The organism is Micromonospora sp. HM134 (assembly GCF_007833915.1).
Taxonomy (GTDB): Bacteria; Actinomycetota; Actinomycetes; order Mycobacteriales; family Micromonosporaceae; genus Micromonospora; species Micromonospora wenchangensis.
Map to the genome: position 1 here is coordinate 7,141,107 of NZ_CP041061.1, position 20,508 is coordinate 7,161,614.

Consider the following 20,508-nt stretch of genomic DNA (forward strand, 5'->3'; position numbering starts at 1 on the left):
TCCACTCCTGGGGGTCGGCGTTGCGGTGTCGCAGCACCACGGATGCCGCAACCACGGCCCCGACGGGTCGATCACCCCGGCTCGGCAAACACACTCGACAACCGGCCCCGACGGTCACGTAGGGTCGCAGCGTGGGACGAATCGATGACCTCGCGAACCGGTACGTGGCCGACTGGGCGCAACTGAGCCCGACCGGCGCCACCTACGTCGGCATCGCCGGCTACGACGACCAGCTCGACGACCTCTCGCCCGCCGGTTACGAGGCACGGGCCGAACTGACCCGGCGCACCCTCACCGACCTGGACGTGACCGAGCCGGAATCCGAGGCGGAGCGGACCGCCAAGGAGGCGATGCAGGAGCGCCTGGGACTGGAGCTGGCCCGGCACGACGCGGGCGAGATCACCAGCGAGGTGAACGTCATCGCCAGCGGGCTGCACGAGATCCGGATGGTCTTCGACCTGATGCCCACCGAGGGTGAGCAGGGCCGGGCCGCCGTCGCCGCCCGGCTCAACCGCTTCGCCGCCACGTTGGAGGGCTACAAGACCACGCTGCGCGAGGCCGCCGCCGCCGGCCGGATCAGCTCCAAGGTGCAGCTGACCGAGGTGGCCAAGCAGTGCGACGTCTGGACGGACCCGCACGGCGACAACTTCTTCCACGGGCTGGTGCAGCGGCTGGACACCGACGGCACGCTCGGCGCCGAACTACGCCGGGGCGCGGCGGCGGCGACGGCGGCGACCGCCGAGTTCGGCCAGTTCCTGCGTACCGAACTGGTCCCACGGGGGCGGGACAAGCAGGCCGCCGGCCGGGAACGGTACGAGCTGGCCTCGCAGTACTTCCTCGGCGCGAAGGTCGACCTGGACGAGACGTACGCCTGGGGTTTCGCGGAGCTGGCCCGGTTGGAGGCCGAGATGCGGATGGTGTCGGGCCGGATCGCCGGCCCGGGTGCCACCATCGACGAGGCGGTGGCCGTGCTGGACGCCGACCCGGCCCGCACCATCCAGGGCAAGGAGGCGTTCCGGGACTGGATGCAGGCGCTGGCCGACAAGGCGATCAGCGAACTGCACGGCGCCCACTTCGACATCCCCGAGCAGGTCCGGCGGATCGAGTGCTGCCTCGCCCCGACCAGCGACGGGGCGATCTACTACACCGGGCCGAGCGAGGACTTCTCCCGCCCCGGGCGGATGTGGTGGGCGGTGCCCCAGGGCGTCACCGACTTCTCCACCTGGCGCGAGGTGACCACGGTCTACCACGAGGGGGTCCCCGGCCACCACCTCCAGGTCGCGCAGACCGCCGTCCGGGCGGAGCTGCTCAACCGGTGGCAGCGGCTGCTGTGCTGGGTCTCCGGCCACGGCGAGGGCTGGGCGCTCTACTCCGAGCGGCTGATGGACGAGCTGGGCTACCTGGAGGACCCGGGCGACAAGCTCGGCATGCTCGACGGGCAGGCGTTCCGGGCGGCCCGGGTGATCGTCGACATCGGCATGCACCTGGAGCTGGAGATCCCCCGGGACAACCCGTTCGGGTTCCACCCGGGTGAGCGGTGGACGCCGGAGCTGGGCTGGGAGTTCATGCGGGCGCACTGCCGGGTGCCGGACGAGAACCTGCGCTTCGAGCTGAACCGCTACCTGGGCTGGCCGGGGCAGGCGCCGTCGTACAAGGTGGGCGAGCGGATCTGGCTCCAGGCCCGGGAGGAGGCGATGGCCCGCAAGGGCGCCGACTTCGACCTGAAGGAGTTCCACCGGCAGGCGCTCGACCTGGGTGCGCTGGGGCTCGACCCGCTGCGCCGGGCCCTGGCCCGGCTCTGAACCGTACCGCCGGCCGGCGGGTGCGACGGGTGGTCGGGGGCGGGCGGATGCCCGCCCCCGACGCACCGTGGGGGTGGGAGCAGGGTCAGGAGAGGCTCAACGCCAGTGCCGGTCGGGCGGTCAGCGTGTCGGAGTCGACGAACGCCAGGTCGATCGCCGGGTCGGTGAAGGTGATCGGGATCGGCGAGGTGATCGGGATGCCGTCGGGGAACGGCAGGTCGGGGGTCAGCGTGACCGTGATGCCGAGCAGCTTGCCGACGAACCGGGTGGCGTAGAACGCGACATCGCCCTGCACCGTCAGCTCGTCGGTGACGTACCGCTGGTGGCGGCCCGCCGGACCGTCCGCGACCAGGCTGAAGTCGGCGGTGACGGCCCGGCTCATGCTGAACTTCAACGCCTTGAGCGTGCCGTCTGAGGTGGGCAGGTCGACGATGCCCTCGAACCGCAGCCCGGTCATGGTGACCCGGGTTCCGGTCAGCTTGGACGGCTGCCGGGCCACCCTCGGCTGCCCCGGCTCGGCGGCGATCCTCGGCAACGGCCGTCCCGGCCGTACGGTGCCGGGGCGGGTGGGCTTCGCGGGGGTGCAGCGGCTCGCGGGGCGGGTGGCGGTGGGCTTCGGTCGGGTGGTGGGGGTGGCCTCCGGGGTCGCCCCGGCTCCCGGCGACGGGGTGCGGCCCGCCGACGGGGTGGCGGTCGGATCGGTCTTCCCACCGCCGGTGAACAGGTCACCGAGGCCGTGCAGGAGGTCGGTGAGCAGGTTGCCGTCCGGCGACGGGGACGGGGACGGGCCGGCCGTGCCGGGGGTGACCGTCGGGGTCGCGGTCCGGGTGGCCGAGGGGCGCGGGGCGGCGGTCCCGGTGGGGACCGGCCGTGGGCAGGCGGTCGGTGCCGGCCTCGGCGCGGCGGCCCGTACCGGCTTCGGCGCGGCGGCCACCAGTGCGCCGGCGGCGAGGCCGAGGACCAGCAGCGCCACCCCGAGGTGGCGCGGGTCCCGCCCGCCGGCCGGGTCCTCCGCCGGGTCACGCGGCGCGGCGGTGTCCACCCCGGAGCCGCCGAAGAAGCCGAGCCGGCCGTCGGCGTCGAACCCGTCGTCGGCTCCGGGGTCGGCGTCCGGGTGGGGTCCGGCGGCGGTCGGCGCGTCGGGGTCGGTGGCGGGCGGTGGGGCGGGGCGGATCGGGGTCCAGGCGAAGCCGAGGGCGCTGCCGACGAGGCCGAGCAGCAGACCGAGGAAGAAACCGCCGAGGTTGAGGCCCATCAGCGAGTAGACCGTGGTGACCGCCGCGACGACCGAGTAGAACAGCCGCTGGCCGGGGCTGAACCAGAGCAGCAGCCCGCAGGTGACCAGGATGATCGGGATGAGCAGCGAGTAGAGCCCGGTCGCGCCGGAGGAGAAGCTCAGCCCGTTGAGGGTCATCCTGGTGGAGGCGAACATCTCCACCCCGGCGAGCACGGTGAGCAGGCCGCCCCAGAACGGCCGGCTCCGTCGCCACCGGCGGAAGCTCCGCCACCCGCGACCGGGGCCGGCCGGGGCGTACGGCGGTTGCGCGCTTGTCACGTGCTCCTCCTGGGCGGATGGGGTTCGGGGTGGGGCGGGCCGGGCCCCTGCTGTCCGGCGGGGGTGACGCGAGGGGCCCGTCCCGGCGTCGTCGGGTACGGCTCACTCGTCCGCGAAGCACTCCTTGCCCTTGGCGGCGTCGCCGACGTTCACCTTGAGCCGCAGGCCGGTCAGGTTGAAGGTGGCCGCCGTGGTGTAGCGGGACACCTGCCGCAGGTCGGTGATGGTGACGTGCTGGGCGTCCTGGCCGAACGAGCCTGCCTGTGCCGACGCGTTGAGGTCGGTGGCGTCCCGGCCGATGCGGATGTTGGTGAAGGTGGCGTTGCCGCCCAGGCTGTCCATCGCGATCATCATGTTCTTGGCGGTGGCCGGCTTGTCGTCACCGGCGTTGATGGTCAGCACCACCGGCAGGCCGGGCAGGTCGGCGCGGACGGACTGGCAGAGCTTGTAGAGCTGGGCGCTGCTGATCTCGGAGAGGGCGACCGGGTGGACCTTGCCGTTCTTCTCCTTGACGATGCCGCCGTACTGGGTGAAGCCGTCGCCCTCCAGGCGTTCGGCACCGATCTTGAAGGTCTGCCCGGAGACGGTGATGTCGGAGGCGATGGCCCCGCTCTGCATGCCGAACAGGATGGCGCCCACGGCGGCCGTCGTGGGCACCATCATCGCGGCGAAGCGCCGCCACCGGGTACGCCCCGGCTCGTCGGTCCGATTCTGCACGGATTCCTCCTCAGGCTGGTGCCGGTCGTGGGAGCCGGTCGGGCCGCCGACCGGGCCGGAAGATCTGTTACCGACGGGTAACGAATGTGCGCCTGATGGTGCACCCGCTGAGGCGTGGCTCACAAGACCCCACCTACCGACCGGTAACCGTCGATCGCCGGGAGCGGTCGCCGCACTCACGCTGGGTACAACCGACCTCCCGCCGCCGACCGGATAGATAGCGTCAAATCCGGCGCCACCCCTCACGCTGAGCTGACAAACCATCGACGGGTTACGATTTCGTAACGGACGCGGACGGTCACCGGGCGGACGCGGAGGGCGGGCCGGGAGACCCGACCCGCCCTGGTGTGCCGACGTACGTGGTCAGCGCGAGCCGGACTCGCCCCGCCAGTTCGTCGACGCGGGCGGGATCTCGTCGGTCAGCGGGCCACCCGACCGCCCGACGGTCGCCGGCTCGGCCCTCCCCTCACGGGTCGGGACGTCGGCCGCCGCAGCCGCACCGGCCGCCCCCGGGCCGCCGGCCGGCACGGCACGCCGCCCGGCGACGACCAGCCAGAGCCCCAGCAGCAGCACCAGGCCACCGAAGACGGCCAGCCCGACCGGCAGGGTACGGCCGATCAACTGGAGCTTGTCCCGGGTCGCGCCCGCCGACTTCACGCTGTTGGCGATGGTCGCCTCGTCGTAGACGAAGTCCGCGTCCAGCAGGGTCACCGGGCTGCCCTGGTTCGGCACGAAGTTCTTCCGCTGCTGCTCACGCACCTTGACGAAGTTGCCGCTGACCGGCTCGATCCAGATCGTCCGGGTGTTGCTGTAGGTGACCTTGCCGGTGGTCGCCCCCGGAGCCAGCGCACCGGCCAACGCGGTCAGCGAACCCGCCGGGGTGACCAGGTCGGTCTCCGGGATCTGCTGCACGTACCGGTACGCCTCGGTGCCGTCGACCTGCTCGGTGCCGTCGAACGCGATCGGCAGCCCCCGGCGCAGGTCCCGGTCGAAGAAGGTGTAGTCCCGCCGCTCGGCGCGGAACGGGAACTTGTAGGTCTGCCCGGCGAAGGTCACCGAGTCGTCGGTGCCGCTCGGGCCGTCGGTGTCCAGGTACTGCTTGTCCCAGTCCCGGGCGGCGGCACTGACCCGGTCCAGGGCGAACTCGGCCGCGTACTTGCTGACGTCGGAGCCGTTGTCGGTCCGCACGACGGTGCCGTAGACGTCCCAGACGACCGCCTCGCCCTTGAGGTCGCCGGTCATCTCCTTCTCGGTCGTCGCCGCCTGCGGCACCACCTCGGTGGTGGCCTTGAGCTGCCCGGTCTGGATCGTCGGCTTCCCGTCGAGCACCTGCATGTAGGTGGCGTTGTCGGCGACCGCGACGCTCGCCCGCAGGCAGCCGTCCGGCTTGCCGTCCGCGTTGCAGAACGTCAGGTCGTACGGCAGCTTCGTCACCGACGGCGCCACGTAGTACGCCGTTCCCGCGGCGACCGCGAGCGACAGCACGCCGATGCCGAACAACGCGGCACCCAGGCGAGTCTTCACTGGTCCTCCCCTAACAAAGACGGTCAGCCGGTTACCGGCGGAAGATCGAGGATGTAAAACTTGGCCGCACGTTACTCCCGAGTCACATAGCCCCGCGACCCTCTGGACGGTTGATGTCTGCCCCGATTCCCGATCAGGTCCTGCGGCGGCTGCCCGCCCTCGACGCCGTCCGGGTGATCGGGGCGCTCGCCGTGGTGGGGCACCACGTCGGTTTCGCCACCGGGCGCAACACCGGCGACGCCGCCGTCGGGGCCTGGCTGTCCCGGCTGGACGTGGGGGTCGCCGTCTTCTTCGTCCTCTCCGGTTTCCTGCTGTTCCGGCCGTACGCGCACGCCCGGGCGACGGGTCAGCTACCCCCGGGCACCGGCCGGTACCTGTGGCGGCGGGCCACCCGCATCCTGCCCGCCTACTGGGTGGCGGTGGTGGTCTGCCTGCTGGTGCTGCCGCAGAACCGGCCGGCGTCGACAGGTGACTGGCTGCGGCACCTCACCCTGACCCAGATCTACCAGCACGGGCAGCTGCGGCACGGGCTCAGCCAGACCTGGAGCCTGGCCACCGAGGTCACGTTCTACCTGCTGCTGCCGGTGCTGGCGGTCCTCCTGCTCGGCCGGCGGCGGGCGGCACCGACCACACCGACGTCGGCCCACCCGGACGGGGTGCTGCGGATCGCGCTGGCCGCGACGGTGGTGACCGGGGGCTGGGTGGCGTTGATGGGGTCGGGCGTGCTCAGCCTCGGCCTGCACACCATGTGGCTGCCCTCGTACGCCGGCTGGTTCGGGGCCGGGATGGCCCTGGCCGGCGCGCACGTCGCGCTGCGCACCGGGCGGGGCGGGCGCTGGCGCTGGCTGGACGACCTCGGCCGGGCCCCGCTGGCCTGCTGGGCGATCGCCCTGGGCGCGCTGGCCGTCGCCACCACCCCGGTCACCGGCCCCCGGGACCTGGCCGAGCCGACCGCCGGCCAGTTCGCCACCAAGCTGGTGCTCTACCTGGTCGTCGCGGTGCTGCTGATCGTGCCGGTGGCGTTCGGGCCGCAGACCCGCACCAAGGGCGTCTTCGACAGCATCGTCGGCCGGTGGCTGGGCCGGGTGTCGTACGGGCTGTTCCTCTGGCACCCGTTCGTGCTGGAGGGGATCTACCTGCTCGACGGCCGGCCGGAGTTCACCGGTGACCCGCTCGGCACGTTCACCCTCACCGTGGCCGGTGGGCTGGTCCTCGCGGCGGTCAGCTACTACGCGGTCGAACGCCCCTTCCAACGCTGGGGTGGCCGGTGGCCGCGTCGACGCAGCACCAACGACAGCCAGAGCAGGGTGGCGGTGGCGACCGCGGCCAGCTGAGGCGGCCAGGCGGTGTGCCCACCCCGGGTCGCCGCCCACCAGCCGGCCACCACGAAACACGCCACCGGCAGCCAGCGCACGGTGGCCCGGCGCAGCCGGTGCATGCCCCGCCGGTCCGGCGGGTGCAGATGCGGTTCCAACGCCCGCCCGGCCAGCACCACGGCCACCACCGCCAGCGCCACCCCGACCGCCGCCGGCCCGCCGAACAGCAGCAACGCCCCGCCGCCGACGAGCGCGGCGAGCACCCGTCCGCGCCGCCGTCGCACCACCACCGCCCCCGGGGTACGCCGCGGCGGCAGCACCGCCAGCAGGGCGACCCCGGCCAGCAGCACCGCACCGGCCCCGAGCGCCAGCACGTACCCCCGGTCGGGGGCGAACCGTAGCGTCACCGCACCGGCCACGTCGGCCGGGACGAGCCAGCCCTGCTGCCAGCCGTCCACCACGAACGGGGTGAGCGTCCGGCCGCCGGCGGTGGCCACCCAGCCGGCGTTGGCGTTCTCCCGCAGCGCCAGCACCCGCGGGCCGGGATAGCTCTCCAGGCGCAGCACCCGGCGGGTGGCCGTCCACTCGTCGACCCGCAGCACCGTCCGGGTCGCCCCGGGTTGCCTCGGTCCAGCGGTCGCGTCGCCGGCCCCGGTGCCGGCCGTGCCGCTCGTACCGGTGCCGGCCGCGGTGCCACCGGCCGGCACCGCCGGGGCCGACGCACCGCCCGTCGGGGTGAGGGCGAGCCGGGTCGGTACGGTCAGCCGGGTCCCCGCCGCCACCACCCGGTTCTCCCCGGCGGCCAGCCGCAGCGGCGTCTTCGCGGCCGGACCGCAGAGCACGGCCGGCACCTCGCGCAGTTCCAGCAGGTCCCGCCGGCTGGCGACCAGCGCGGTGCGGCGTTGCCCACCGGCCACGGTCACGGTGGGGCCGGTGCCGCAGGGCAGGGTCACCCGCTTCGCGGCGTCCACTCCGGTGGCCGGGCCGTCCGGCAGCACGGTCAGCTCACCCACCCCCACCGGCAGGTCCTGCGTCACCCGCCGGTACGGGTCGTACGACGCCACCGGCACCACGTCGGCGATCAGCACGGTCAGGTCGTCGCTGCGCATCGGCCGGTCGAACAGCAGCGTGCCGCCCTCGTCGAGCACCCCGCCGCGCATCCCCTCGTCGCCGAGCACGGTGACCCGCCAGGGGCGGGCCGCCGCCGCACCGGGCGGCAGGGTGATCCGCAACCCGGTGACGGTACGCGCCTTCGGCCAGGTCAACCGCAGCCACGGTTGCCGGTCGGCGTCGGCGGCGTACCAGATGGTCGCGGGGTTCCCGTCGACCACCGCGCCGGGACGGGCGGCCGGGTGGGACACGCCGACGGTCGAGGCGGCCACGGTCGGGGTGACCCCGGTGGTGACCGCCGCCGCCCCACCGGGGTCGAGCAGTGCGTTGAGCGCCCCGCCGGGGCGGGGCCGGGCCCACAGCCCGGCCCGGTAGTCCGCGCCGACGGGCAACCGCACGGTGCGGTCGATCCGGTCGCTGTCCTCGGAGGCGCGGGCCATCGCCCCGGCGCAGATCGGCCGGCCCTCGTCGAAGACGCACGCCGGGGTGGCCGGGGCGGCGCCGAACACCATCGCGGCCGGCCGGTCGGTGGCCGGTGGGGCCGGCACCACCAGGGTCCGGGCGGCCTCGACACCGGGGATGACGAGTTCGGCGATGCCTACCCCGCCGAAGCCGGCCCGCACGTCGAAGACCTCCTCGACGGTGACCCGGACGAACCGGGTGGGGTAGCCGTCGGGCAGGGTCACCGCGACGGTCTGCCCGGCGGTCTGCACGGTGGCCTGCTGCCGGCCGGCGGTCACGGTGATCCTGGTGGGCAGCGAGTCGGCCCCGGTGTCGAAGGTGATCCGCAGCTGCCGGACGACCTGCGGCCGGTCCAGTTCCACCTCGAACCACTGCCCCGGCGCGCGGGTCCCCGGCGCGGACCGCCACGACGTGCTCAGGTCACCGTCGACCGCCGCGTACGGCTGGTGTTCGGGGCGGCCACCGCCCAGCGGCTGTGCCTGCGCCCACGAACTGGACGCGGACACCCCGCCGATGCCGAGGTACCGCACCACCGTGGACTCCCCGTCGGCCCACTCCGGCAGGTAGTCCCGGGCCGGGGCGTCGAGCTGGGGGCGGTCCCGGGCGGTCAGGGTGGCCGAGGCGTTGTCGTGCTGCTGCCCGAAGGCCACCTCCCGGCGACGCAACCCGTCGGTGAGCGTCACCGACGACGCGTCCAGCCCGGCCGGGCGGTCCCCGGCGAGCACGGTCGGCGCGGCGGAGAGCCGGCCGGCGGCCGCCAGCGGCAGCAGCGACTCGGGGCCGCCGACGACCGTGGTCAGGTCGGCGGCGTCGTACGCGACGACCTGGTCGACGTCGCGGCGGACCTCGTACACCTCCAGGGCCCGGACCGCGACGTCCAGTCCCCGGTCGACGACGTTGCCGGGCAACCGGCCCCCGCCGACCTCGGGCCCGAACCCGCGCACCGGCCGGATGCCGGGGGAACGCAGCAGCGCCTGCCGGGCCACCACCGGCCGGACGGCCCCGCTGTGGCCGTAGTCGAGGTCGGAGCGGAGCAGCAGGTACTTCACCCCGGAGCGGGCGAGCAGGTCGGCGAGGCCGGCGGAGCCCTGCCCGTCGGCCAGTGCCGACTCGACGGTGTCCAGCAGCCGGATCGTGCCGGGCGGGGTGAGCGGCACCGAGCTGCGCACCGCCCACGGCCGGTCGGACAACGGCTGGGTGATCTCGTCGCTGGGGCTGCCCCACAGGTAGCGGGGGAACCGGGCGGCGGGCACCACCAGCACCCGGTCGTCACCGACGGCCCGGTCGAGCCAGTCCGACGCCTCCCGCCAGTAGCCGGGCACCCCGGCGAAGCTGCCCGGGGCGGCCAGCCCCCCACCGAGCGCGGGCGTGGCCACCGCGGCGACCGCGACCAGGGCGGTGCCGGTGACCAGGCCGGCGCGCAGCCGGACCGGTTGCAGCGCCCGGGGCAGCACGGCGGCCAGGTCGGGCCGGTCGCCCGTCCGGGCTGCCCGCAGCACCAGCCCGACCAGGTGGGCCAGGCCGAGGATGAGCGGCAGCCGGAGCACCACGTCGAACTTGTGCACGTTGCGCAGGGGCGCGCCGGCCGCGTCGAGGAACGTGCGCTGGGTCTGCGCGCCGAACCCGTCGAGCTGGCCGAGGTGGCCCAGCCCGACCAGGGCAAGCCCGACCAGCAGGCCGGTGACCAGGAACCGCCGGTGCGGCATGCCCCGGCGGGCCAGCCCGGCGATGCCCAGCCCGGCCACCACCAGGGTGGCGACGACCAGGGGACGTTCGGTGGCGAGCCGCCAGCCCGCCGTCCACGGCGGCCCGTACGCGCCGGTGAGGTAGGCGTGCCAGTGCGAGGCGCCGCGCAGCACGGTGGTGGCGTCGGTGGGGGTGGTGGTCACCGGCGCGGTCTCGATGTAGTCGAGGAACGGCGGGCTGTACCGGCCGAGCAGCAGCAGCGGCACCAGCCACCAGGCGGTCGCCGCGCCCACCGCGAGTCCCCAGGCGGCCAGTGCCCTGACCCGGAGCCGGAACGGGTGCAGGCCGAGCAGCCAGAGCGCGGCCAGCGGCACCACGGCCAGTACGGCGGTGGCGTTGACCCCGCCGGCGCAGGCCACCACCAGGGCCGACCGGGTGACCGCCCGACGCAGCGGCACCCCGTCGGCCAGGCCGACCAGCGGGACGAGCACCCACGGGGCGAGCGCGCTGGGCCACGCCTCCACCGAGATCGGGCCGAGTTCGGTGAGCAGCCGGGGGGAGAGCGCGAAGGCGGCACCGGCGAGCAGCCGGGCCCACGGGGTACCGACGTGCAGCCGTTCGGCGAGCCGGACGACGCCGACGCAGGCCACCGTCAGCAGCAGCGCCCACCACAACCGCTGCACCACCCATGCCGGTACGGCGAGCAGCTTGCCGAGCAGGAAGAACGGTCCCATCGGCCACAGGTAGCCGTACGCCTGATTCTGCAACTGCCCGAAGGTGCCGTCCGGGTCCCAGACGTGCAGGGCCCGGGTCAGCCATCCGGCCGGATCGATGGCCAGGTCGACCTTGGTGTCGATGGCGATCAGGCCGGGGTCCTGGAGGAACGCCAGTGCCGACAAAGCCAGACACACCGCCACCAAGCGCACACGCCACACCGTCCTCGATGTGTCGTCCGGCCTCTCGGCCGCCCCCGGACGGCCCGGCGACTGCTGCATCTCGCCTCCGATCGGGCATTGCGACGTGCGTGACGCAGCCCATAGTGTGACGCGACCGCGAAGACTACTCGGCAGTAGGAGTTGAGTGTTGGACGCACCCGCTGCCGCCACCACCAGGCACGTTCTGTTCCTCAACTGGCGGGACACCCGCAACCCGGAGGGCGGCGGATCGGAGGTCTACGTCGAGCGGATCGCCGGCGAACTGGTCCGCCGGGGCCACCGGGCCACCCTGTTCTGCGCCACCCACCCCGCCGGTCCCGGCGAGGAGACCACCCCGGACGGCGTACGCGTGCTGCGGCGCGGCGGCCGGCACACCGTCTACCTGCGTGCCGCGCTGGCGTACCTGGCCGGAGCACTCGGGTTCGGCCCGCTGAGCCGCCGCCACGGCGGCCGCCCCGACCTGATCGTCGACGTCGGCAACGGGCTGCCCTTCCTCTCCGCCCTCTACGCCCGCCGGCCGGTCATCGCGCTGGTGCACCACGTACACCGGGAGCAGTGGCCGGTGGTGCTCGGCCCCGGGCTGGCCCGGTTCGGCTGGTGGGTGGAGTCCTGGCTCGCCCCCCGGGTCTACCGCCGCTGCCGGTACGTCACCGTCTCCGCCGCCACCCGCGACGAGCTGGCCACCCTCGGCATCGACCCGGCCCGGGTCGACATCGTGCACAACGGCACCCCGGACATGACCGTCGGCCCGGTGCCCCGCTCGGCGGAACCCTCACTGGTGGTGCTCGGCCGGCTCGTCCCGCACAAGCAGGTCGAGGTGGCGCTGGGCACCCTCGCCGCGCTCGGCGACGAACTGCCCGGCCTGACCCTGACCGTGGCCGGGCAGGGCTGGTGGGAGGCGCAACTGCGGCACACCACCGCCGAGCTGGGCCTCACCGACCGGGTCCGGTTCACCGGTTTCGTCTCCGACGCCGACAAGCGGCACCTGCTCGCCTCGGCCTGGGTGGCGCTCACCCCGTCGCTCAAGGAGGGCTGGGGGCTCACCATCGTCGAGGCCGGCGCGGTCGGCACCCCGACGGTCGCGTTCCGGGGCGCCGGTGGGGTCGAGGAATCCCTGGTCGACGGCGAGACCGGCCTGCTCGCCGAGGACGTCGACGACTTCGTGGCCAAGGTGCGCCGGCTGCTGACCGACGACGACTACCGGGCCACCATGGGCGCGGCGGCCCGCGCCCACGCCGCCCGGTTCACCTGGCCGGTCTCGGGCGAAAAATTCGCGGCCCTCGTGACGAGGGCCGCGAACGGTCCGGCGGGCACGCCGGTCGGGCGGTCGGGGCCGGCGGACGCACCGGCGGAACGGTCGGAGCAGACGGAACGGTCGGGGTCGACGGTGCCGGCAGGTTCACCGGTCGGGCAGGTGGAGCAGTCCTACCTGGTGCCGTAGACCAGCGGCTGGTTGGCACCACCGTTGCCGCCGCCGGACTCGGTGCGGGCAGCCTGCTCGGCCTTCGCCGCCTCGGCCGCCGACGTGCCGGTCAGGCTGGTGGCCAACGCCACCGTGCCGAAGGCACCCAGAGCGATCGCGGCCACCGCGACCAGAACCAACGAGAGAGCACTGCGCATGGTGCTGTCTTCCTCCTCGTGAGCTGCGTGCGCGGGACGTTACCACCAAGTAGCCAACGCCGGGAGGGCCGCGCGGACGATCAACCACCGGCCCGGCGGACGGGCGACGCACCCGGCAACCGCCCGGTCACCGACCGGCCGGATTCTCGTACAGGGTCAGGTCCGTCCCGGCGTACACCTGGCGCAACCCGGCCAACGTCGCCGGATCCACCCGCGGGCCACCGACGGTCCGCTGCACCACCACCCACCGCACCCCGGTCGCAGCGACCGGACCACCGGCGGCGAGCACCCGGCCCACCTCGGCGGCACGCGGATTCTCCCCCCGCACCGCCGTCGGCCCCACCCACAGCGTGTCGTCCACCAGCACGTCGGCGTCCACGTAGCGGGGCAGCGGGTCCAGCACCGTCCGCCCGTCGTTCCACGGGTACGCCCGGTAGGCCCCGAACGGCAGCGACAACACCTCCCCCGACCGGCCGTCCAATTGCCGGGCCACCACGTCCCAGTCCGCCGGGTACGCCACCGGCCGCAGCCGACCCGCCACGCCGAACGCCAGATCGGGCAACACCACCACGGGCAGCAGCAGCACGGCGACGAGCACCGCACCGGCGCCACCGGACGCACCCCGGGCGGCCACCCGGTCGGCCAGCCGCTCCGCACCCAGCGCGGCGGCCAGCACCAGCAGCAGCGCGTACGGGATCAGGAACTTCTGCCCGTCCCGCAGCACCCCGGCCCCGGGCACCGTCGCCACCAGCCACCCCAGCCCGGCCGACCCGCCCGGCAGCACCCCGGCCACGGCGGCCAGGAACCCGGCCACCGCCAACCCGACGAGCCGGTCCGCCGCCCCGGCCGGCCACCGCCGGCGCAACTCCCGCAGGCCGTACCCCGCCAGCACCAGCAGGACCGCCGTCGCCAGCGGGGTCAACGGCGACGCGCGGCTCGCCGGGACGGTCTGCCCGTTCCAGATCCCCCCGGTGCCGGCCAACGCGCCGACCGCCCCGCTCCAGTTCTCCGCCCGCGCCGCGAACGCGGCCACCCCGGCCGGGTCGGTCCGGGCGTCCGCCGCACTGAACCCGGCGACCACCAGCCACGGCAGGTTCAACAGCAGCAACGCCCCGACGGCCAGCGCGGTCGTCCGGGCGGCACCCCGTCGGGCGACCAGCACGGCGACCGTGACCAGGGCGACCAGGCCACCCGTCGGGGTGACCACGGCCGGCAGCGCGACCAGCACCAACCGGCGCAGCCCACCCGGCCGGTGCACCCGGATCGCGGCGTCGACCAGCCAGGGCAGCGTCCCGTACGCCAGCAACAGCCCCCAGTGCCCGATCAGCAGCCGCTCCGCCAGGTACGGCGTCCAGGCGTAGCCGACCGCGGCGACGACCCGGACCACCGGCCGCCGGGCCGGCACCAGCCGACCCGCCCCGATCGCGGCGAGCAGCAGCACCCCGGCCAGCACCACCCGTTGCAGCAGCCACCCCGGCACCGCCTGACTGGCCAGCGAAACCAGCGCGTCCAACGGCACCGCCCGGGGCAGCGAGTCGACGGGCGCGACCAGTTCGGCCCGCCACGGCTGCCGGGGCACGAAGACCATGTCGTAGCCGAGCACGTACCCGGGCGCGGCCAGCGGGGCCAGCACCAGCACGGTGACGGCCAGCCCGGTGGCGACGAGGATCGACCTCTCCCGCAGGGGTTGACCTCCTCACTAGGCTGACCCGGCGACGGGCGACGGCGTGGCGACACTGTACTTGCGCTGTCGGCGGCGGGCGGAGCCGGCGACCCGGGCGATCACGGGCGTGCATCGGACCACCGGCGGAGCCGGCGACACGGAGCGGTGATGGGCACAGCAGCGGACCACCCGCACGACCGGCGACCCGGGATCGGGCCGGGCGACGCCACCGGGGAACGTACGGCCGGGATCGGCGTCGCCGGGGTGGCCGTCACCCTGGCCGGGGTCTTCGTCAACGGGCTCGCGTACGTGGTGCCGGTCCTCGGTGCCCGGCACCTCGCCCCGGCGGAGCTGAGCGCGCTGGCCACCCTGCTGGCGCTCGGCGCGATCGGCGGCGTGGCCGGCACCGGCCTGCAGATCGCGGTGGCCGTGCACCGGGCCCGGCACGGTCGGGCCGGCACCGCCCGCCCCACCCTGCTGACCGTGGCGGTGACCGCCGCGCTGCTGGCCGTGACGTTGCCGGTCGCCGCCGGCACGCTCCGGCTGACCGGCCCGGCGGTGCTGCTGCTCGGGGTGCTGACCGTGGCGGTGGTGGCCGCCGGCCGGTGGCTGGGCGAACTCCAGGGCGACCAGCGCTTCCTGCGGCTGGCCGGCGGGATGGCGTTGCTCGCCGCCGGGCGGTACGGCGGGATGGTCGCCGGGCTGGCGCTCGGTGGCGGATTGACCGGCGCGCTGCTGGCCGGAGCGGTCACCTCCGTGCTGGTGCTGGCGCTGCTGGTCCGGCTCAACCGGGGGGCCGGCCTCGACCCGGTCGCCCCGACCCTGGCCACCCGGACGGTGCTCACCGCCAGCGGGGCGACCCTGGCGATGCTCGTCGTGTCGTACGCCGACCTGCTGCTGGCCCGACGGTTCCTACCCCCGGACGCCTCCGGCACGTACGCGGTCGGCACGGTGCTCACCAAGGGCGCGTTGTGGGCCCCCCAGGTGGTGACGGTGATCGCGCTGCCCCGGCTGGCCCGGGGCGACCGGGGCACCCTGCGGACCGCGCTGCTGCTGGTCGGGGCGGCCGGGGCGGCACTGGTGCTCGCCGCGACGCTGGCCGGCGGCCTGGCCTTCGGGTTGGCCGGCGGCCCGGAGTACACCCGCCACGGCGGTCTCGCACCCCTCTTCGCCGCCACCGGGGCGCTGTACGCGCTGGTCTTCGTGCTGATCAACGCCCGGGTCGCGGCGGCGGCCCGGTGGCCCTCGGCACCACTGTGGATCTCCACGGCGGGTTTCCTGGTCGCGACCGCCACGGTGGTGCCGCACACCGTCGCCGGGATCGCCGGTGCCGCCCTGGCCACGGCGGCGGTCACCGCCGTCGTCACCGGCGTGCTGACGATCCGCCGCAACCCGGACGCACCGGCCACGTCCACCCGGCCGACGGCTACCGCCCCCACCGTCGGTCGTGACACCCTACGGGTCGGTGACCAGTAGACGGGGGTTTCTGGTGGCGGTGGTCGACGTGGGCCGGGACGGTACCGGTGCCCGCCGGCCGGCCCGCTGGCTGCTCGCCGTCTGGCTGGTCGGGCTGCTCGCCGCCGTACCCACCGCGACGCCGCACCCGGCCCGACCCGACGGCGGGACGGCCGCCGCCCGACTGACCGCCGCCTTCGACGACTACGGCGACACCTCCGGCCGGTGGAACGGCGCCGACCGGACCGCGTCGGTACGACTGCCCGACGGCCGGCTGCTCTGGCTGTTCTCCGACACCTTCCTCGGCCCGGTGCACCCCGACGGCTCCCGCCCCCGCACCGCGCCGTTCGTGCACAACTCGGCCGTCGTGCAGCAGGGCGACCAGCTCACCGCGACGCTGCACGGCGGCACCGCCGACGACCCGCGCGACCTGGTCCCCGCGACGACGCCCGACGAGTTCTCCTGGGTCGGCGACGCCACCGTCTCCGGCGACACCCTCCAGGTGCTGGTCCACCGCTACCGGCGTACCGGTGTCAGCCCGCTGGACCACGCCCTGCTCGGCACCGCCCTGGCCACGTTCGCGCTGCCCGCGCTCACCCCCACCGGGGTCCGCCCGCTGCCCCTGGCGGCCCGGGTCTCCTGGGGCTCCGAGCTGCTCCGCGACGGCGACCACACCTACGTGTACGGCACCGAGGCGGCCGGCGAGGCGAAGTTCGCCCACCTGGCCCGGGTGGCCGGCGACGACCTCACCAGCCGGTGGGAGTTCTGGACCGGCGACGGCTGGTCCCCCGACGACCGCGCCTCGACCCGGCTGCTCAGCGGCGTCGGCACCGCCTACGGGGTGCAGCGGGTCGACGGCCGGTACGTGCTGGTCACCCAGGAGAACAACCTGGTGTTCAGCGGCGACCTGGTGGCCTACTCGGCCGACGCCCCGACCGGCCCGTTCACCGGCCCCGACTACCTGCACCGGGCCCCCGAGACGGCCGCCGGCCACCTGGTCTACGACGTCGACCTGCACCCGGAACTGGCCCGTCCCGGCCGGCTGCTGTTCTCCTACAACGTCAACGACGTCGACGACGCCGTCACCTACGCCGACGCGGGCCTCTACCGGCCGCGTTTCGTCGAGGTGCCGTGGCCCCGCCGCCGCCCCGACCGGGCCGACCTGCCCCCGCCACCGGCGACGGTGACCGCCCGTCCGGGCGGCGCCGGCACCGCCGAGCTGGACTGGCCGCCGGTACGCGCCGACGACGAGCTGCGCTACCAGGTGCACCGGCGGGACGTCACCGCCGGCCAGACCCACTTCGTCCGGGTCGGCGAACCGGTCGGCGAGCCCCGCTTCACGGCCGACTTCCTGGTCAACGGGCACGACTACGAGTTCCGGGTGACCGCTGTGGGCCGGCGCGGCGAGGGCCCGCCCTCACCGGCCGGCCGGATCACCGCCACGGTGCCGCCCCCACCGCCGCCGGGCGGCCTGCGGGCGGCACCGGGCCGGGCCGGTGACGTCGCGTTGAGCTGGCAGCCGGTGCCCTTCGTCCAGCTCTACCGGGTGTACCGGCGCGACCTGGGCACCGGGGAGCGCGGCACGGTCGGCACCTTCACCGGCACCACCGCGACCGTCACGTTCCTGCGGCACGCGCACCGCTACGAGTTCACCGTGGTCGCGGTCGGCGGCGGCGGGGACAGCCCGCCCTCGGCCCCGGTCCGGGTCACCGCCCTGGTCACCGCGCCCGCGCCGCCATCGGGCCTGGTCGCCGCCGGCCAGCCCGACGGCACCGTCCGGCTGGCCTGGCGCACCCTCGGGCCGGGCGTCTCCTACCGGGTGTACCGGCGCGACCTGACCACCGGCACCCGGGAGTACGGCCCACCCGCCGTGGAGGCCACCGCCGGGCACCTCGCCCGGCACCTGGAGCACGGCCACGAGTACGAGTTCACCGTCAGCGCGGTGAACGGCGGAGGTGAGGGGACCCGGTCCACGCCGGTGCGGGCCGTCGCCCGGTTCACCGCACCCGCCGACGCCCCCCGGCAGCTCCGCGCCGAAGCCGGTGTCGGCAGCGTCGAGCTGACCTGGCTCTCGTCGGTGCCGGACGGCTGGCACCGGGTCCACCGGCGGGACGTCACCGCCGGGGAACGCGACTTCACCGCCGAGGAGATCCCCACCCGGGGCACCCGGGCCGTCGTGCCGGGGCTGCGCAACGGCCACGAGTACGAGTTCACGGTGGCCGCGACGAACCAGGCCGGCCAGGGCCCGCGCAGCACGCCGGTACGGGCCACCCCGCAGTTGCCGACCCCCACCGGTCTCGTCGTGACCGCCGTCGGTGCCGGTGAGGCCCGACTGACCTGGCAACCGGCCGGGCCGGGGTTCGCCTACCGGGTGCAGTGGCGCGACGTCACCGCCGGGGAGCAGTGGCGGGCCGACCCGTACCCGGTGCGGGACGCCCGGCACACCGCGGTGCTGCTGACCCGGGGGCACGACTACCGGTTCCGGGTCGCCGTGACCGACGGACGCGACGACGGACCACCGACCCCGGCCGTCGGCGTCCGGATCCGCTGACCACCGTCGGTCGACACCGGTCCCTGTGCCGCCGGCCACAGCCGGAGGGCGGCCCATCCGGACACCGTGCCACGAACGCCCATACACCGTGTGACCGGCCGCGACACGCGGCGGTGAGGATGGCCGGACGCACGCTGTCGGCTGGCCGTCCGGTTGGCTACCGTAGGTGTCCCTGGGGGCCCGCAACCCCCCACGTGGTACGTCCGATCGAGGTGGCTGTGACCCTGTACGGCGACAAACCGGTCTCCGACGACCGCCCCACGGTGCAGGTCACCGCGGTGAGCTGGCCGTCCGAGGACGAACCCCCACCGGCCGGTGGGGCCGCAGGTCCCGGTTCCGGGCCGGGGCCGTGGTGGCGGCGCGGCCGGGTGCTGCTGGCCAGCGGGGTGACAGCCGCGGTGCTGGCCGGGGTGGTCGGCGCGGGTGCCTGGGCGTACGCCGGGGACGTCCCACGCGGCACCAGCGTGCTCGGCACCGAGCTGGGTGGCCGCAGCCGGGCCGACGCGGCCAGGGAACTGCGGGCCGAGTTGGAGAAGCGGGCCGCCACGCTCGACGCGCCGCTGACCGTGGTGGTGGGCGAGAACCGGGCGGAGATCAAGCCCGCCGACGTCGGCCTGACGGTGGACGTGGACGCCACCGTCGCCGCCGCCACCGACGCGCAGGCGCACCCGGTGGACCGGCTGTTCGGTTCCCGGTCGGTCGACCCGGTGGTGACTGTCGACGCCGCCAAGCTGGACGCGGCGTTGCGGCAGATCCTCGGCAAGCAGGGTCGGGACATGACCCTGCCGGCGATCATCTTCACCGGCACCACCCCGAAGCCGGTCTACCCGAAGCCGAGCCTGACCCTGGACGCGGAGCAGTCCGCCCGGGTGGTCCGCGCGGGTTGGCTGGCCGGTCAGCCGGTGACGGTGCCGGTGGTGGAGAAGAACCCGGTGACCACCCGGGAGGAGGTGGACCGGATGATCGCCGAGCTGGCGAAGCCGGCTGTCGCCGCGCCGGTGACGATCACCTCCACCAAGGGGTCGGTGAGCGTCCCGCCGGCGGCGATCGCCCGCGCGTTGCGCTTCCCGGCCGACGACGAGGGGAAACTGACGCCGAAGGTCGACGTGAAGCGGCTCCGGTCGGCGCTGGGCAGCAAGCTGACCGCGATCGAGTCGACGCCCAAGGACGCCGGGCTGACCATCTCGGGCGGCAAGCCGAAGGTGGTGCCGGGCCGGGCCGGCCAGCAGCTCGACGCGGCGGCGCTGGGCCGGGACCTGCTGGCGGTACTGCCGAAGCCGGACGGCCGGACGGTCACCGGGCAGCTCAAGGAGGCCGAGCCGGAGCTGACCGAGGCGAAGCTGGCCGAGTTGGGCATCAAGGAGCGGGTCTCCACCTTCTCCACGAAGTTCCCCGGTGGGCTCTCCTCGCCGCGCAGCCAGAACATCATCCAGGCGGCGAAGGACGTGGACGGCACCATCGTCAAGCCGGGGGAGACGTTCTCGCTCAACGCGCACACCGGTGAGCGCGGCTACGGCCAGGGCTACCAGGACGCCCCGGTGATCGTCGGCGGCAAGCTGGTGCCCGGGGTGGGTGGCGGCGTCTCGCAGTTCACCACCACGCTGTTCAACGCCAGTTACTACGCCGGCCTGGAGGACGTCGAGCACAAGCCGCACTCGTTCTACTTCAGCCGCTACCCGGCGGTGATCGAGTCGACGATCTTCTGGCCGGACCTGGACTTCAAGTTCCGCAACAACACGCCGTACGGGGTCCTGATCGACACCGCGTACACCTCGAACACGATCACCGTGTCGATGTGGAGCACCAAGATCTACGACAGCGTGAAGACGGAGTACAGCCCGCGCCGCAACATCACCTCGCCGAAGACGGTCCACCTGGAGCCCGGCCCGAAGTGCATCGCCGCCGCCGGCAGCATCGGCTTCACCCAGGACGCCTTCCGCGTGATCAAGAAGGACGGCAAGGTCGTCAAGCGGGAGAAGTTCAGCTGGACCTACGACCCCGAGCCCAACTTCGTCTGCGGTCCCAAACCCTGACCCACCCGGTCCCGCCCCGAGGGGTCGGGTCACCTGGTCCGGGCACGACCGAGCCCCGCCGGCTGATCGCCGGCGGGGC

11 protein-coding genes and 1 pseudogene are annotated in these 20,508 nt (G+C 74.6%); 6 read left to right on the plus strand and 6 right to left on the minus strand.

The features are described 5' to 3' along the window. The first annotated feature begins 131 nt into the window (after positions 1-131). Positions 132-1,802 (plus strand): DUF885 domain-containing protein, encoded by a 1,671-nt coding sequence (locus tag FJK98_RS31150; RefSeq protein ID WP_145922198.1) that lies wholly within the window; start codon positions 132-134, stop codon positions 1,800-1,802. Between the two features lie 85 nt (positions 1,803-1,887). Here FJK98_RS31150 and FJK98_RS31155 read toward each other — a convergent pair whose 3' ends face one another. The 3 genes from FJK98_RS31155 to FJK98_RS31165 all read right to left on the minus strand — a co-directional run bounded on the left by FJK98_RS31155 (position 1,888) and on the right by FJK98_RS31165 (position 5,598). Next, a complete protein-coding gene (locus FJK98_RS31155) occupies positions 1,888-3,357 on the minus strand; it encodes a DUF6114 domain-containing protein (RefSeq protein ID WP_145922199.1) in 1,470 nt (489 codons plus the stop codon). Positions 3,358-3,459: 102 nt separating this feature from the next. Continuing rightward, positions 3,460-4,074 carry a DUF6230 family protein gene (locus FJK98_RS31160; protein ID WP_145922200.1) on the minus strand — a complete coding sequence of 205 codons (615 nt, stop codon included), beginning with the start codon at positions 4,072-4,074 and terminating at the stop codon, positions 3,460-3,462. Between the two features lie 363 nt (positions 4,075-4,437). After that, a complete protein-coding gene (locus tag FJK98_RS31165; protein WP_145922201.1) occupies positions 4,438-5,598 on the minus strand; it encodes a DUF3068 domain-containing protein in 1,161 nt (386 codons plus the stop codon). 113 nt (positions 5,599-5,711) lie between these two features. Here FJK98_RS31165 and FJK98_RS31170 point away from each other — a divergent pair, with 113 nt between their 5' ends. Then, entirely contained in the window at positions 5,712-6,932 is a 1,221-nt protein-coding gene (locus tag FJK98_RS31170; protein WP_145922202.1) for an acyltransferase, read from the plus strand. On the opposite strand, the gene FJK98_RS31175 is transcribed toward FJK98_RS31170, so the two are convergent. Then, positions 6,827-11,071 (minus strand): alpha-(1->3)-arabinofuranosyltransferase, encoded by a 4,245-nt coding sequence (locus FJK98_RS31175; RefSeq protein ID WP_168222582.1) that lies wholly within the window; start codon positions 11,069-11,071, stop codon positions 6,827-6,829. The two genes, FJK98_RS31170 and FJK98_RS31175, sit on opposite strands and share 106 nt — an antisense overlap. Positions 11,072-11,255: 184 nt before the next feature. Here FJK98_RS31175 and FJK98_RS31180 point away from each other — a divergent pair. Then, a pseudogene (locus FJK98_RS31180) lies at positions 11,256-12,401 on the plus strand (glycosyltransferase family 4 protein); the annotation flags it as partial. Positions 12,402-12,532: 131 nt separating this feature from the next. Here the strand turns inward: FJK98_RS31180 and FJK98_RS31185 are convergent. Continuing rightward, the gene (locus FJK98_RS31185; protein WP_145922205.1) at positions 12,533-12,727 is read right to left on the minus strand and encodes a hypothetical protein; all 195 of its coding nucleotides are present in this window, start codon (positions 12,725-12,727) and stop codon (positions 12,533-12,535) included. Between the two features lie 127 nt (positions 12,728-12,854). Beyond that, positions 12,855-14,360 (minus strand): hypothetical protein, encoded by a 1,506-nt coding sequence (locus FJK98_RS31190; protein ID WP_145922206.1) that lies wholly within the window; start codon positions 14,358-14,360, stop codon positions 12,855-12,857. Between the two features lie 198 nt (positions 14,361-14,558). On the opposite strand from FJK98_RS31190, the gene FJK98_RS31195 reads away from it, so the two are divergent. The 3 genes from FJK98_RS31195 to FJK98_RS31205 all read left to right on the plus strand — a co-directional run bounded on the left by FJK98_RS31195 (position 14,559) and on the right by FJK98_RS31205 (position 20,429). Next, positions 14,559-15,866, plus strand: a complete 1,308-nt coding sequence (locus tag FJK98_RS31195; protein ID WP_145922207.1) for a polysaccharide biosynthesis protein — start codon at positions 14,559-14,561, stop codon at positions 15,864-15,866. After that, positions 15,856-18,396 carry a DUF5005 domain-containing protein gene (locus FJK98_RS31200; protein ID WP_168222583.1) on the plus strand — a complete coding sequence of 847 codons (2,541 nt, stop codon included), beginning with the start codon at positions 15,856-15,858 and terminating at the stop codon, positions 18,394-18,396. Before FJK98_RS31195 ends, FJK98_RS31200 begins: the two co-directional genes overlap by 11 nt. A 212-nt stretch (positions 18,397-18,608) precedes the next feature. Beyond that, positions 18,609-20,429 (plus strand): VanW family protein, encoded by a 1,821-nt coding sequence (locus FJK98_RS31205; RefSeq protein ID WP_168222584.1) that lies wholly within the window; start codon positions 18,609-18,611, stop codon positions 20,427-20,429. Positions 20,430-20,508: the final 79 nt, after the last annotated feature.